Source organism: Pseudomonas cichorii (assembly GCF_018343775.1).
Taxonomy (GTDB): domain Bacteria; phylum Pseudomonadota; class Gammaproteobacteria; order Pseudomonadales; family Pseudomonadaceae; genus Aquipseudomonas; species Aquipseudomonas cichorii.
In genome coordinates this window covers 2,768,763-2,783,406 of record NZ_CP074349.1, presented here as the reverse complement: position 1 = coordinate 2,783,406, position 14,644 = coordinate 2,768,763, and the positions used below count along the sequence as shown (strand labels likewise).

The 14,644-nt window shown below is 58.7% G+C and carries 15 protein-coding genes and 1 pseudogene; 10 read left to right on the top strand and 6 right to left on the bottom strand.

Annotated features, from left to right (window positions below; translation table 11 throughout):
* The first annotated feature begins 111 nt into the window (after positions 1-111).
* Complete coding sequence (locus tag KGD89_RS12280; RefSeq protein ID WP_025260076.1) at positions 112-1,416, top strand: leucine-rich repeat-containing protein kinase family protein; 1,305 nt, start codon at positions 112-114, stop codon at positions 1,414-1,416.
* A 19-nt stretch (positions 1,417-1,435) separates the two neighbouring features.
* Here KGD89_RS12280 and KGD89_RS12275 read toward each other — a convergent pair whose 3' ends face one another.
* On the bottom strand, positions 1,436-2,140 hold the full coding sequence (locus tag KGD89_RS12275) for a YebC/PmpR family DNA-binding transcriptional regulator (RefSeq protein WP_025260075.1): 705 nt from the start codon (positions 2,138-2,140) through the stop codon (positions 1,436-1,438).
* 333 nt (positions 2,141-2,473) lie between these two features.
* Between KGD89_RS12275 and KGD89_RS12270 the strand changes: the two genes are divergently transcribed.
* Positions 2,474-4,402, top strand: coding sequence for a type VI secretion system Vgr family protein (locus KGD89_RS12270; RefSeq protein WP_236250066.1), 1,929 nt, complete (start codon positions 2,474-2,476; stop codon positions 4,400-4,402).
* Here KGD89_RS12270 and KGD89_RS12265 read toward each other — a convergent pair.
* Together KGD89_RS12265 and KGD89_RS12260 are read right to left on the bottom strand one after the other, a co-directional pair.
* On the bottom strand, positions 4,389-5,162 hold the full coding sequence (locus KGD89_RS12265) for an enoyl-CoA hydratase (RefSeq protein WP_025260073.1): 774 nt from the start codon (positions 5,160-5,162) through the stop codon (positions 4,389-4,391). The two genes, KGD89_RS12270 and KGD89_RS12265, sit on opposite strands and share 14 nt — an antisense overlap.
* 66 nt (positions 5,163-5,228) lie before the next feature.
* Positions 5,229-6,434 (bottom strand): acetyl-CoA C-acyltransferase, encoded by a 1,206-nt coding sequence (locus KGD89_RS12260; RefSeq protein WP_025260072.1) that lies wholly within the window; start codon positions 6,432-6,434, stop codon positions 5,229-5,231.
* A gap of 128 nt (positions 6,435-6,562) precedes the next feature.
* Between KGD89_RS12260 and KGD89_RS12255 the strand changes: the two are divergent.
* Positions 6,563-6,853: pseudogene (locus KGD89_RS12255) on the top strand (LEA type 2 family protein); the annotation flags it as partial.
* A 3-nt stretch (positions 6,854-6,856) separates the two neighbouring features.
* On the opposite strand, the gene KGD89_RS12250 reads toward KGD89_RS12255, so the two are convergent.
* Entirely contained in the window at positions 6,857-7,783 is a 927-nt protein-coding gene (locus KGD89_RS12250; RefSeq protein ID WP_025260070.1) for a carbon-nitrogen hydrolase family protein, read from the bottom strand.
* Positions 7,784-7,866: 83 nt separating this feature from the next.
* Here KGD89_RS12250 and KGD89_RS12245 point away from each other — a divergent pair, with 83 nt between their 5' ends.
* On the top strand, positions 7,867-8,772 hold the full coding sequence (locus KGD89_RS12245) for a LysR family transcriptional regulator (RefSeq protein ID WP_025260069.1): 906 nt from the start codon (positions 7,867-7,869) through the stop codon (positions 8,770-8,772).
* A gap of 2 nt (positions 8,773-8,774) precedes the next feature.
* Here the strand turns inward: KGD89_RS12245 and KGD89_RS12240 are convergent, their stop codons facing one another.
* Positions 8,775-9,029, bottom strand: coding sequence for a hypothetical protein (locus KGD89_RS12240; RefSeq protein WP_025260068.1), 255 nt, complete (start codon positions 9,027-9,029; stop codon positions 8,775-8,777).
* A 178-nt stretch (positions 9,030-9,207) separates the two neighbouring features.
* Here KGD89_RS12240 and KGD89_RS12235 point away from each other — a divergent pair, with 178 nt between their 5' ends.
* Positions 9,208-9,525 carry a DUF883 family protein gene (locus KGD89_RS12235; protein ID WP_025260067.1) on the top strand — a complete coding sequence of 106 codons (318 nt, stop codon included), beginning with the start codon at positions 9,208-9,210 and terminating at the stop codon, positions 9,523-9,525.
* 47 nt (positions 9,526-9,572) lie between these two features.
* Here KGD89_RS12235 and KGD89_RS12230 read toward each other — a convergent pair whose 3' ends face one another.
* Positions 9,573-9,929, bottom strand: coding sequence for an SPOR domain-containing protein (locus KGD89_RS12230; protein WP_025260066.1), 357 nt, complete (start codon positions 9,927-9,929; stop codon positions 9,573-9,575).
* A gap of 399 nt (positions 9,930-10,328) precedes the next feature.
* Between KGD89_RS12230 and KGD89_RS12225 the strand changes: the two genes are divergently transcribed.
* From KGD89_RS12225 to KGD89_RS12205, 5 genes are all read left to right on the top strand, one after another.
* On the top strand, positions 10,329-10,940 hold the full coding sequence (locus KGD89_RS12225) for a paraquat-inducible protein A (protein WP_371856574.1): 612 nt from the start codon (positions 10,329-10,331) through the stop codon (positions 10,938-10,940).
* Positions 10,937-11,551, top strand: a complete 615-nt coding sequence (locus tag KGD89_RS12220; RefSeq protein WP_025260064.1) for a paraquat-inducible protein A — start codon at positions 10,937-10,939, stop codon at positions 11,549-11,551. The genes KGD89_RS12225 and KGD89_RS12220 overlap by 4 nt, the downstream gene beginning before the upstream one ends.
* Positions 11,544-13,220, top strand: a complete 1,677-nt coding sequence (locus KGD89_RS12215) for a PqiB family protein (protein WP_025260063.1) — start codon at positions 11,544-11,546, stop codon at positions 13,218-13,220. The genes KGD89_RS12220 and KGD89_RS12215 overlap by 8 nt, the downstream gene beginning before the upstream one ends.
* Positions 13,217-13,840, top strand: coding sequence for a PqiC family protein (locus KGD89_RS12210; protein WP_025260062.1), 624 nt, complete (start codon positions 13,217-13,219; stop codon positions 13,838-13,840). Before KGD89_RS12215 ends, KGD89_RS12210 begins: the two co-directional genes overlap by 4 nt.
* Before the next feature lie 337 nt (positions 13,841-14,177).
* Positions 14,178-14,615, top strand: coding sequence for a helix-turn-helix domain-containing protein (locus KGD89_RS12205; protein WP_025260061.1), 438 nt, complete (start codon positions 14,178-14,180; stop codon positions 14,613-14,615).
* The last annotated feature ends 29 nt before the right edge of the window (positions 14,616-14,644 follow it).

Below are 14,644 nucleotides of genomic sequence, written 5' to 3'. Positions count from 1 at the left end.
TGTGGGTGCGAATTCATTCGCGAGAGGCCGGTACATCCAAAGGAAATGCATCGCCTGGAATGCTGTCTCGCGAATAAATTCGCTCTCCTACCGCTTTGGCTGAAATGACCTATGCATACCCTCGCAGACCTGCGTGCCGGCAAACTGTCTGGCATCACCCGGCTGGACCTGTCTTGCGGCCTTACGGAATTTCCGCAGGAAATCTTCGATCTGGCCGACTCGCTGCAGGTGCTCAATCTCAGTGGCAATGCCCTTCATCGCCTGCCCGACGACCTGTGCCGGCTCAAGCACCTGCAAGTGCTGTTCGTATCCGACAACCTGTTTACCGAGCTGCCGGCTTGCATTGGCGAATGTGAGCAATTACGCATCGTCGGTTTCAAGGCCAACCGGATCAGTCATGTCTCGGCCAAGGCTCTGCCGCCTCGCCTGCGCTGGCTGATCCTTACGGACAACCAGATAGAGTCGCTTCCCGAAGAGCTGGGACAGCGTCCTGAATTGCAAAAACTGATGCTGGCGGGCAATCGACTGCAGAACCTGCCAGCCAGCCTTGCCAACTGCCACAAGCTAGAACTGATCCGCATTGCCGCCAACCAGTTGAACGAGCTGCCTGACTGGCTGTTGCGCCTGCCGGCCCTGGCCTGGCTGGCTTATGCAGGCAATCCGCTGTGCCCGGCACGTGAAAAGCAATCTGTCCGGCAGATTCCCTGGGAACAACTGAGCATTCAGCAGCGCCTGGGTGAAGGGGCTTCCGGGATTATCCAGCAAGGCACATGGCAGAACGGGGATCACAGCGAGACGGCTGCCATCAAGCTCTACAAGGGCGATGTCACCAGCGATGGGTCGCCGCTCAATGAAATGGCAGCCTGCATCGCGGCAGGCAATCATCCGAACCTGATCAAGGTATCAGGGCAGATTACCGGGCATCCCCAAGGGCAACTGGGGCTGGTGATGGAACTGATTGCACCGGACTTCGTGAATCTCGCCGGCCCGCCAAGCCTGGATTCCTGCACCCGGGATATCTACCCGACCCAGACCCGCTTCTCGCCAGAGACGCTGCTGCATCTGGCTCGCTCAATCGCCTCGGTCACGGCGCATCTGCATGCGTGCGGGATTACCCATGGTGATCTTTACGGCCATAACATTCTGCTGCGCAGCAATGGCGACAGTTTGCTGGGGGATTTCGGCGCGGCTTCATTCCACCCTTCAGAGAGCCAGGGTGTGGCGCTGGAGCGTATCGAAGCACGGGCTTTCGGGATCTTGCTGGGGGAATTGCTGGAGCGCTGCGAGCCAAGGTCGCAAGACGGGCCACTCATGGAGCGGTTACAGACGCTGCAAGCGCGATGCCTGCAGGCCGAAGTCGGGAAGCGACCGGCGCTGCAAGAAGTGTTTCAGGCGTTGCAAGCGTGGGCTGTCTGAAACAGCCCACGCACACAGATCAGCCTGCCAGACCTACATAAACGTTCTGCACGTCGTCGTGGCCGTCGATGGCTTCCAGAAAGGCTTCGACTTCAGCCATCTGCTCGTCGCTCAGGCCGTCGACTGTGCTTTTCGGGCGGTAGCCCAGTTGTGCCGACTGTACGGTAAAACCGAACTCGGGCAATTTCTTGCACACGGCGTCCATGTCGGTGGGCTCGGTCAGGAACAGGGTCGCGCCCTCTTCACCCGCTTCGCAATCCTGGGCGCCCGCTTCGATGGCCGCCTCATCAGGATCGGCATCCGGTGAGGTCGGAACGGCTTCGATCATGCCCTGATAGAGGAAATCCCAGGAAACCGAACCGGCGGCACCCAATTGTCCCTTTCGGAACAGCACGCGGATTTCCGAAACGGTACGGTTGATGTTGTCGGTCAGGCACTCGACGATGACCGGCACCCGATGCGGAGCAAAACCTTCGTAAGTCAGGCGCTCGAAGGTCACGCTTTCGCCCAGCAGACCCGCGCCCTTCTTGATGGCACGCTCCAGGGTTTCACGGGGCATGGAGGCTTTTTTCGCCTGCTCGACCACCAGTCGCAAACGCGAGTTCATATCCGGATCGGCACCTGCACGGGCAGCGATCATGATTTCCTTGGACAGCTTGCCAAAAACACGCCCCTTGGCGTTGGCTGCCGCTTCTTTATGCTTGACCTTCCACTGTGCGCCCATGTGTGCTCTCTTGATCCGATTGCGCCTTGCCGCCTGGCTTGTCAGGCAAGCAGGCCGCAGGAATGGCAAAGCGCTGAAAAAATGGTTACCGATAATGACGCGCCTGAGACGCCGGGCGCATTTTATACGCGATGGCGCCAGATGAAACCCCTGAGATCGAACATCCGCTTTGCCTGACCCTGAATTGCTTGCTCGCAATTACCAGGATCACGCCTTGCCTTGTAGTCCTTTTCTGAAAAAACCTGCAACGATGCCCTTGAGGCTTTGCATTTCGTACCCTTCGCAGCCTGAACTTCATGGTGAGAGAGCCCGCGAATGTGCGAAGACCCGCAAATGCCAATATTTCTGGCGATTGCCGACTGCCAGATGGATCTGCATGTCATCAGCTTTACCGGCCTGGACGCCTTGAACGAAGTGTATCGTTTCGACATTGACCTGATCTGCAGCGACCCCCACCTGGATTTCGCCACCCTCCTGAAGCGTGACGCCTTTCTGAATTTCGGGCCGGAACATGTCGGCGTGCATGGTCAGATCCTTCACGCCAGCCAGCAATATGCTGGTACTTGCCTGAGCCATTACCGGGTCAGCCTGATGCCACGCCTGCAAGCGCTTGCTCAACGCCAGCAGCGACGAGCCTATCATGACCTCAGCGCTCTCCAGTTGATTGCCCGGCTGCTTGAAGAGCATGGCATCGAAGAAAATGCCTACCGTTTCGAAACCATAGGCCTGTATCCGGCCCGCACGTTGTGCGTGCAATACGATGAAAGCGACCTGCACCTGCTGCAACGCCTGTGCGAAGAAGAAGGCATTCATTTTCGCTTCGAGCACAGCAGTACCGGCCACCAGTTGGTATTTTCCGATGACCCGGCCCGTTTCCCGGAACTGCCCTGGCCAATGCATTTCAGGGCCGATGACGAACAAGTCCCCGAACAACCCGCCATTACCCATCTGGTCGAATGCCTGTCGATATCCCCCGGCTACAGCAGCCACACCGTCCACCGGCATGGCGCTGCGCCGCTGATTGCGCTGTCTCCCATCGACACGGGAGGCAATCCCGGAATCAACCATCCTTTTGAAGAGTCCATCGCCTCACGCCCCAGGAACCAGGACGAAGCCTTTCAGCGACAACGCAGTGCCCGAAGGCTGGAGCGCCTGCGTTGCGAGCGACGACACATTAGTGGCGGCAGTCATCAACCGGCCCTGCACAGCGGACAGGTCATGCAGGTGCTCGATCATCCCGAACCGACGCTCAATGATCACTGGCTGCTGACCCAGGTGCAGCACACAGGCATGCAGCGCCATCTCATGGAAGGCTTAGACCCTCACGACATTACCGCCATCGTCAATCTCTCGGTGTCGTCAGGCACAGACAAGCTGGATGACGGCTATCGCAATACTTTTCGCGTCATTCCCTGGGCCATGCCCTTTCGCCCGTCATTGAAGCGCCACAGGCCTCTGGTCAGCGGTTATCAGACGGCAACCTTGATGGACGATGGCAAAATCGATGAGCAAGGTCGCCTGCCCGTCCGCTTTGACTGGCAGACCCTGGCACAGCCCGCGTCCGATATCCGCCGCTGGCCTATGGCGCGGATTGCCCGGACTGGCGAATCGGGCCTTGATGAGGTGCAGGTCGGAGCCAGGGTATTGATCCGTCATCTGAACAACGATCCGGACCGACCGGTGATCTGTGGCCTGCTACCGGGCAACGAGGTCAATCCCCAGCCACGCATCCAGCTCGACGGCACGCCACTGGACCCGAAGGCCGAGAGCATTCGTCTGGGCAGCGGACAACGCTTGCACATTGATACCCGCGAAGACCTGATCCTGCATGGTGCACAGGGTGCCTTGCAGATCGCGGCCCAAGGTATTTCCATCATCGGGCCGCGAACCATGAAAGCTTCGCCCCCCGAGCAACAGGACGCCACCGCAGTGCCCCTCACCGATCTGCGCCTGACGCAAAAGCCGGGGCTGCAAGGCGAGCCACTGGCCCGGCGCACCTGGTACATCGTGCGTATGGCCAAACCGGGGCTGGAGCATCTGGCGCATATCGAGCCGGCAGACTTTCTGTTCGAGGGCAAAACCGATGAATCGGGCTATCTGGGCCTGAGCCAGGAGCAATTGCAGCAACTGGCGGCGTACTACAACACATCGCCCGGCAGCCTGTGTCTGGTCCACCCCGGCCAGTGCGTCAGGCTGCAGGACTACATCCAGCAGAACTGGAACGAGCAGCAGCGACAGGCGTTCATACTCAGCGGCCTTTGAAGCTGGCCGCTCGCTTCTCGATGAAAGCCTGCATGCCTTCTTTCTGGTCCTCGCTGGCAAAGACGGCATGGAACACCCGTCGCTCAAAGCGCACGCCTTCAGCAAGGTTGACTTCAAACGCCCGGTTGACGCTTTCCTTGACCATCATCGCGACCGGCAGGGATTTCTCGGCAATCACGGCGGCCACCGCCAATGCCTCGTCGAGCAATTGCTCGGTAGGCAGAATACGTGCGACGAGGCCGGCACTCTCGGCCTCGCGGGCATCCATCAAACGGCCGGTCAGGCACATTTCCATGGCCTTGGCCTTGCCTACTGCTCGCGTCAGACGCTGGGTGCCGCCCATACCGGGCAACACGCCCAGATTGATCTCGGGCTGGCCGAATCGGGCGTTTTCTGCTGCCAGAATGAAATCGCACATCAGCGCCAGCTCGCAACCGCCCCCCAAGGCAAACCCCGCCACTGCGGCAATGATGGGCTTGCGCCGCGCTGCAATCCGGTCGCTTTGGGCGAAAAGATCATCAAGGTAGATCTGCGGGTAGGTCAGTTCGGCCATCTCCTTGATATCGGCCCCGGCAGCAAATGCCTTGCTGGAACCGGTGAGCACAATGCAACCGATGTCCTGATTGCGCTCGAACTCGTCCAGAATCTGATTCAGCTCATCGATGAGCTGGGCATTCAGGGCGTTGAGCGCCTGGGGACGGTTCAAGGTAATCAGGCCGACCTTACCTCTAATCTCTCTTAAGACTGTCTCGTAACTCATTGATATAAATCCAATGTCAATAATCATCCTGCAGGAGCGAATTCATTCGCGAATAAATTCGATCTCCTACATCAACTCGACCGCCATGGCAGTTGCTTCACCACCACCAATGCAGATTGCAGCGATACCGCGCTTGAGCTGTTTACGGCGCAATGCCGCCAGCAAGGTAACGATGATCCGCGCACCCGACGCTCCCACCGGATGCCCCAGCGCGCAGGCGCCGCCGCTGATATTGACCTTCTCGTGATGCAGTTCGAGGCGGCTCATGGCCGCCAGTGGCACCACGGCAAAGGCTTCATTGATTTCAAACAGGTCCACATCATCCACCGACCAGCCGGTCTTGCCCAGCAAGCGGGTAATCGCCCCTATCGGCGCCGTAGGAAAGAGACCGGGAACATCGGCAAAAGCGGCATGGGCATGAATCCTTGCCAGCGGAGTCAGGCCACGGCGTTGTGCTTCGGAGTGACGCATCAGCAACAGGGCCGCAGCCCCGTCGGAGATGGAGCTGGAGTTGGCGGCAGTCACGGTGCCTTCCTCACGAAAGGCAGGTTTCAGAAGCGGAATCTTTTCCAGTAGCGCCTTGGGCGGCTGTTCGTCGTGACTGATCAATCGCTGCTCTTTGCCCACCGTAACCTGCAACGGAACGATCTCGGCATCGAAATGACCTTCGGCGATGGCTTCCTGCGCGCGCGTCAGGGAAGCCACGGCAAAGGCATCCTGCGCCTCGCGACTGAAACCGTTCATCTGGGCGCAATCCTCGGCATACGTACCCATCAACCGGCCTGGCTCGTAGGCGTCTTCAAGGCCGTCGAAAAACATGTGGTCCAGTACCCGTCCATGACCCATCCGGTAGCCACTGCGGGCGCGATCCAGCAAGTAAGGCGCATTGGACATGCTTTCCATACCGCCCGCGACAACCACGCTGACACTGCCGGCGAGCAGCAGGTCATGGGCCAGAATGGCAGTCTGCATGCCGGAGCCGCACATCTTATTGACGGTGGTGCACAGGGCCGAGGTGCTCAACCCCGCCCCCAACGCCGCCTGACGCGCTGGCGCCTGGCCGAGTCCGGCTGGCAACACGCAACCGAACAGGACTTCTTCGACGTCCTGCGGATCGATACCCACCCGCTCGACAGCGGCACGAATGGCTGCCGAACCCAGTTGCGGCGCAGTGAGGCTTTTCAAATCTCCTTGAAAACCGCCAATGGGCGTTCGGGCGGCACTGACGATGACGACAGGGTCGTGAGGCGGTGTCTTGTTCTCGATGGACATGGCAGATTTCCAGAATGCTGTTGTTATTGGAATAGCAGAAATCATCGACTTTTGTAGAGTGCGAGGCAAAGGTCGCAACAGACGAATCTCTGACAGAGCCTGCGGTCTGAGCCAATATCGCCAGCACTGACTACAACGGCGTGGCGCTGGACCTGGAGGTCAATGGCAAGCTGCTGGCCTCAGGTGTCAGTGACCAGCGGGGCAGCATCGGGCGGTTCTCCGAAACCGTGCTGGTGGTGCCAGTGAGCATTTCTGCCTTCTCGGCGCTGCGCCAGGCTGTGGGCCTGACCCAGACCCAACGCCTGGACAACCTGCCCTACACCCTGCGCGGCAAACTGGCAGGTGGCGTATTCGGCACCGTGCGCTTCAGGGACAGCGGCACCCTGAGCCTGCCGCAACCCATCACTGGCGACTGGTAGCACTCAGTCCGTGATGAAGCGCACGCCGGGCTTTGAACGCTCATCCACCACCAGCTCGAAGATATCTGGCCGTGAGTAATGCCCCACTACATCGAAGTCATAACGCGCCTTGACCAGTTCATCGACATCGATTTCAGCCACCAGCAGCCCGGTTTCACCAATCAGCGGACCGGCCAGCACATCGCCCATCGGCCCGACAATCACGCTGCCACCATTGATCAGCGGGCGCTCGGCAGGCCAGTTGGCGACATCGATGCCCAGCGCTTGCGGCGATAGCTGCACCTGACAGGCGCTGATCACGAACATACGGCCCTCATGGGCAATATGGCGCATCGAACATTGCCATATTTCGCGCTCGTCCACTGTTGGCGCACACCAGATTTCCACGCCCTTGGCATACATCGCGGTGCGCAGCAGCGGCATATGATTTTCCCAGCAGACTGCCGTCCCCAGGCGCCCGGCGCGGCTCGGGACCACTGACAGGGTCGAGCCATCGCCCTTGCCCCAGATCAACCGCTCAGTACCGGTCGGCATCAATTTGCGATGCGTCGCGACCAGTCCGCCTTCAGGCTCGAACAGCAGCACCGTGCAATAAAGGCTGCTGCCGGAACGCTCGATCACGCCCAACACCAGACTCGCACCCGTGCGGGCCGACAGTTGCTCCAGTGTCCGGGTTTCATCGCCCGGCACATCGATGGCGTTCTCGAAGTAACGGGCAAAGGCCTCACGCCCCTGAGGCAGGCGGTAACCCAGTTGGGTACCGAAGGTTTCACCCTTGGGATATCCCCCCAGCAGCGCCTCGGGCATGACCACCACACGGGCGCCAGACTCGATGATGGCCTGTTCGTAGGAGAGGATCAGCTCAAGGGTGTCTGCCTTGCCGCCCGGCAAGGCGCCGATTTGCAGTGCTGCGACGATGGATCTGGACATGACGGGGCTCCGTTGGCGATGAGTGTTGCCAATTCTCGACTGGCCGCCCAACATTGATAAAGCCCATCTCAATGCTTAATGATATGAACACTATGAATATCAGCACCATCGATCTCAATCTGCTCAAAGTCTTTGAGGCGTTACACGATGAGTCCAGCGCCAGCCGGGCGGCGTTGCGCCTGGGCGTGACTCAGTCGGCCATCAGTGCGGCCTTGCGGCGTCTGCGAGCGCTGTATGGCGATCAGTTGTTCGTACGTACCGGACGAGGTCTGGCGCCGACCTTGCGGGCCGACCAGCTAAAGCCTGTGGTCACCGAAGCTCTCAACAAATGCCGACAGAGCCTGGCAATGGTTGCAACGGCATCGGAGGATTACGAAGGAAGGTTGGTGGTCATCGGCCTGTCGGATGACTTTGAAATGGCACTGGGCCAACGCCTGATGAGCGCGGTCAGCGTTACAGCACCCAGGTTGAGGTTGATGTTCCGCCAGACCCACAGCCAGATCGTTGCGACAGCCTTGCTGGACCGCACCATCGATCTGGCGATTGCCTCGGGAGGCTTCGCCAATCGTTTGCTGACCCGCAGGGTATTGGGAGAAGGCGACTATTCATGTCTGGTGGACCCGGCCAGCCTTGAGCCCGGCCAGACGCAACTGAGCATTCAGGCGTTCATTGAGCGTGAACATATCCTGATTTCATCCGGCGGGCTGATCGGTATGGTCGATGAAGGGCTGGCCAGTCTGGGCCTGAACCGCCGGGTGTGTGCGTCGACCACACATTTTGCGGCATTGCCCTATCTGCTCAAGGGCACACAGGCACTGGCCACGATCCCCACTCACGCGGCGCAGGCGATTGTGCAACTCACCGACCTTACCTTGTTGCCCTGCCCGCTGGCCATGCCACGTTATCCAATAGAATTGGGCTGGCGCACCGGCTCACAGCCCGATCCGGCAGTGGATGCCGTTCGTGAAGCCATTATCGGGCTGTTCTGAATTTACCTGGCAGCAGCCATGAGGCGATTCACTTCGCTGCGAACCATGTTGGCGTACTCCGGCGGGCTCATGGCGTCCAGTTCGGAGCGAACCCACTCCGACCACTTGCCCTTGCGCTTGGACTTTTCACCCATCAGACGAGCCGCATCCCCCTTGGCCTTGCCCAGATTGCTCTGCCAGAGTTCAAACAGGCGGGACTTTTCATCCTCGATGGCAGCGCGTTCGGGAAGAGACCGGTTGGCCAGATTGAAACTCATAGCGTTCACCTACTACCTACGACTAAAAACGGCTGCATCTTACACCCTGGTCCTTCACGAATGAATTCGCTCCTACAGTTTTTGCAGTGCTTGAGAGAGATGACTTGTGCAATTGCAACTTTCCGCAACACTGAGGACTCCATTGAGGAACACTGCCATCAACTGAAAGGAAAACATCATGGCTCGTAAAACCGCTGCGCAAAATACTGCCGATCAGATCAAAGACCAGGCATTCAGCGAATTGCAGGCTCTGATCGAAGAATCAGACAAACTGCTCAAAGACAGCGCCGCGCTGGTTGGCGAAGAAGCGGAAACCCTGCGCGCACAATTGAGCCTGAAGCTCAGGCAGGCACTGGATTCGGTATCCAGCGTACGTGAGCGCACCAAGCCTGTGGTCGAGGCCACTGAAACCTATATCGGCGGGCACCCATGGCAGACCGTGGCCATTTCTGCCGGATTCGGTCTGGTGGTGGGCTTGCTGCTGGGACGTCGTTGATGCATGCCTGTGCTGCCAGTCAACACTGGCAGCACAGGACATCTGCATTACTGGTTACGCTGAATGACTACAGGCGCAGCCAGGCGATGGGACTTGGCAACCTTGGCCAGCAGGCCGACGCGCTGCTCTTCTGCCTGTTCCGCGCTCTGGAACGGACCAATCAACAATTGCTGCTTGCCGTCGATCGTGACCACGACCGGCGCATAACTACGCTCGAGCAACCAGGCACTGATATCGCTGACCGCCTCTTTGGAGTTCATCTGGATGAACCACTGTGGCGTGGCCGCTTGCGGAGGCTGAGTCACTGGCTCGGCCTTGTCGCGGGCCGATGGCCGAGAGTTTCCTGCATCGCATCCGGCCAGCACCAGCGTCAGCGCTGCCATTATCATTACCGTCTTGCGCACGTAAGTCTGCTCCTTGTCTGAAGTGGCGCGAGTCTAGCACTACTGCATCGGGCCATGAGCCGCTGTGTCGAGGTGACGCAGGGCACTTTGGCGGGCATGAACGCCCTGTTCAGCGCTACAGGGCAGACGGGGCATGAGGCCGGGCGCAACTTGCCATCGTGTAATGAAATGTTTCTTCAGGCAGCCCGTAAGTAACAGAACAATTACAAACTAATGGCGCAATGATATGGGAACGACAACCCATGGCTGTGGTCAATGCTTCAACCTTGCTGCTTACACAGAACAGTTGTTTACACAGAAAAATATGCCGTAATGCCATTAACGAGGTATCTTCCCGTCCTCGTTTTTTTCAACCCGGCAAATCCTGCATCAACGGCGTCGATGACCACTGTGCATTCCATGAAACCTCTCTCGGATCTGATCATCTGCGAGCACTGCGACTCGCTGTATGAAGCCACGCCCCTGAAGGCTGGCGAATCGGCGCATTGCCTGCGCTGCAAGGCATTGCTGGGCCGAGGCCATCGCCTGACCATCGAGCAGTTGCTGGCCCTGACCATTGCCGCCGCCCTGCTCTTTCTGTTCGCCAATTTCTTTCCGGTGATCAGCATCAGCATGAAGGGCCTGACCAATGAAGTGACCCTCTGGGAGTCGGTGGAAGCCCTGGCTCAAGGGCGCATCACGATCATTGCTCTCGTGGCCGGCCTGTCGATCATCCTTGCTCCACTGCTGCAGATCGCCCTGCTCTTCTGGGTGCTGCTGCACGCGCACAGCGGCGTCATTGCCCCGGGCTTCAAGACGTGCATGCGCGCACTGGAACACCTGCGTCCCTGGAGCATGCTGGAGGTGTGCATGCTCGGGATCCTGGTCGCCATCATCAAGCTCTCGGGGATGCTCGATGTGCATCCCGGCCTTGGCTTGTGGGCCATGGCGATGCTGATGGTGCTGATCCTGCTGATCGCCAACAAGGATATCCGCCGCCTGTGGGATGAACTGGGAGTCCAGCCAGGATGAACGGCATTCCTTTCGCCCATGAACAGCATTTGTGCCTGTGCCACACCTGCGGCTACGCCTGCCCGGAAGATGTCCATCACTGCCCGCGTTGCGACTCGCCCGTGCATCGGCGCAAGCCCAACAGCATTGCCCGGACCTGGGCGTTCCTGATTGCCGGACTGATTTTCTACGTGCCGGCCAATGTGCTGCCCGTGATGTACACCACCCTGCTGGGCAACAGCAGCCAGAACACCATCATGAGCGGCGTGATCGAGTTCTTCAAAAGCGGGTCATGGGATATTGCCCTGCTGATTTTCATTGCCAGCGTCGTGGTGCCCTGCATCAAGTTCCTGGTACTAGGCATGCTTCTGGTCACCTGTCAGCGGCGCAGTCGCTGGGCCATGCTGGAGCGTGCGCGGCTTTATCGTTTTATCGAGCTGATCGGCTATTGGTCGATGCTCGATGTGCTGGTGGTTGCGCTGGTGGCCTCCCTTGTCCAGTTCCATGAACTGAGCACCATCGAGCCGATGATCGGCATCCTGTTTTTTGGTCTGGTAGTGGTGATGACGATGTTCGCCGCCATGAGTTTCGATCCCCGGCTTATCTGGGACGCAGAGGTTGAAGATGTCTGAGAATACCGCCCCCCGTTCGTCGCCACTTCGTCCCGAGGTCAAGCAGCGGCGCATGCGCGTTTCACTGATCTGGCTGGTGCCGATCGTTGCCGGCCTGATCGGCCTGTCCATGGCCTTTCATGACTGGATGAACATAGGTCCGCGCATCACCATCAGTTTCCAGACTGCCGAAGGCCTGGAAGCCAACAAGACGCAGGTCAAGTACAAGAACGTGGTGATCGGCATGGTGACGGACATCACCCTGAGCGAAGACCGCACGCATGTGCTGGCAGCGGTCGATCTCAATAACACGGCCACGCCTTTCACCCGGGTCGACAGCCAGTTCTGGGTCGTGCGGCCACGTATCGGAGCCCATGGCGTTTCGGGTGTCGATACCTTGCTGTCGGGCGCATTCATTGGTGCCGACGCGGGTAACTCGCAGGAAACCAAAAGCGACTTTACCGGCCTTGAGACACCGCCTCCGGTGACCTTCGGCGAGAAAGGCAAGCGTTTCACCCTGCACACCGACGATCTGGGGTCGCTGGATATCGGCTCGCCGATCTATTACCGCCGCATTCAGGTAGGTCAGGTGGTGGCCTATGAGCTGTCCCCGGATGGCAAGGGTGTCGACGTACAGATTTTCATCAACTCCCCGAACGATCAGTACATCACCACCGACACACGCTTCTGGAATGCCAGCGGCGTGGACGTGACCGTCGGTACCGCTGGCCTGAAGATCAATACCCAGTCGCTGACCTCGATCCTGTCCGGCGGCATCGCATTCCGCGAGCCGAACTGGAGCCCGGAATCGAAGCCCGCCGATGAGAACGCCGAGTTCAAGATCTTCGATGATCAGGCCACGGCCCTGGCGCCGCCTGACGGTGAGCCACGCTACATCCGCATGCGCTTCAACCAGTCACTGCGCGGCCTGGCAGTAAACTCCCCGGTGGACTTCCTGGGTGTGAACATCGGCAAAGTGGTGTCGGTGGATCTGGATTACGACCCGAAAACCGGGACCTTCCCGAGCATTGTCGGCGCCGTTATCTACCCCAACCGTCTGGGCGCTGCCGAATCCAAACTGCGCCAGCTGGGCGGTAGCGGCGACGAAGAAGAACAGTCAGCCAGAATTCTCAACGCCTTCGTCAATAACGGGCTGCGGGCACAGGCTCGCACCGGCAACCTGTTGACCGGCCAGTTATACATTGCAATGGAGTTCGACCCAAAGGCGCCAAAGGTGACTTTCAACCCCAAGGCCAGGCCTCTTGAGATTCCTACCGTACCGGGTAACTTCGACAAGCTGCAGGAGCAGTTGCAGGCATTCGTCGACAAGCTCAGCAAAGTGCCTATCGATGAACTGGCCAAGAACCTCAATGGCAACCTGACCGAACTGCAGAAAACCCTCAAGCAGGTCAATGGCAGCGTCTTGCCGCAAATGCGCGGCACCTTGCAGCAGGCAGAAAAAACCCTGAGCAGCGCCAACGAAACTCTGGGCGAAGACTCTCCAGGCCGCCAGCAACTGACTCAGGCCATGGAAGAAGTGCAGCGCACTGCCCGCTCGGTACGGGTATTGACCGACTTCCTGAGCCGTCATCCTGAAGCGCTGATTCGCGGTCGCAGCGGCGATGCGGCACCAGCCTCATACAAAGCGCCGTCTTCGTCCCGTGCAATCGATCTGGAGCCAAAACAATGACCTTTCGCCTTAAACTGTTGGTATTGGCTGCGGCACTGGGCCTGGGTGCCTGCTCCTCGACACCGACCCGCTACTACACGCTGATCGCCCCCATGGACTCCGCCAGCGTGCCCAGTGCACAGCCTGCGCCGTTCCAGTTCGAGATGCTGCCGGTGCTGATGCCTGTCCAGGTGGATCAACCTCCTCTGGTCGTGCGCCAGGGCGATGGCAGCCTGGAAATCCTGGATACCGAGCGCTGGGGCTCGCCACTGGGCGACGAGTTTCACGATGCGCTGACCGCCAAGCTGGAACGCCGCTTTGGTAGCCGCGACATGGCGGGACTGCCAAAGGACAGCGGGCAGCCAGTGCTTTCATTGCGCACCGATGTCAGACGCTTCGAGTCGGTCCCCGGCCAGTACGCACTGATTGATGTGGTCTGGAGTCTGAGCCTGCGCAACACAGGTGCCACCGCTGGCAACAAGCGCATCAACCTGACCTGCAGCAGCGTGATCCGCGAACAGGCTGCATTGGGTATGGAAAACCTGATCCTGGCTCACCAGCAGGCCGTCTCGAAACTCGCACAGGAAATTGCCGACACCGCACAGGGCTGGGCACAGAATCCTTCCTCACGATGTCTCTGAAAACCGACTCAAAGGCCCCGTAACAGGGGCCTTTTCTATTGTGCAGGCTTTATTGATTGCATAAGAGGAATGAAAGACCACCCGAAAATTTATATACACAAGTACAAATAAGTATAAAACAGTATCAAAAGTACCCAATAGGCCATTACACTCCCGATCAAATACAGCATCGCTGTGCAGCTATCTTCATCTCGGCAATTGTTTACCTGAATGATGTCGACTTTTGCTTATTGATCAGTCGTGCCGGATATGTCTGTAAGGTCATGGAACTCCTTACACACTCCTTACAATTCTGCCACAGCCTTCTTTAAGGCAGGCGCTTCTAGAGGACAACTGAATGCCCGGAATCGGCCCCCGCCTCAAACGAGAACGAATAAGACTCAAACTGTCACAAAGCACGCTGGGCGCTATTGGGGGTGTTGAAACCAATGCCCAGAGCAATTACGAGAACGGCATACGTTCACCCAGAGCCGACTACCTGGCCCGTATTTCAGACGCAGGCATCGATGTAACCTATGTAGTGACAGGTTTCAGCCTTGAGCGCCCTCTCCCCACTCTGGAGATTCATGACACGAGCGAGCGCCTGAATCGCGTCATATCGCGCCTGCATAAAAACCTGCATGAAGTCACGCAGAACATCTACCACATGGCCCGATTACTCGAGAACCATGAAAATACCTCGATCAGGTCACAAGTGGGCACTATCAAGGAAGAAGCGGAAGCCATTACAGTTGCGGCAGTACGCTTGATCTACGTGAGTTCGAAACTGAATTGATCTCCCGGCCTTCTCCAGGAAGGCCGGAG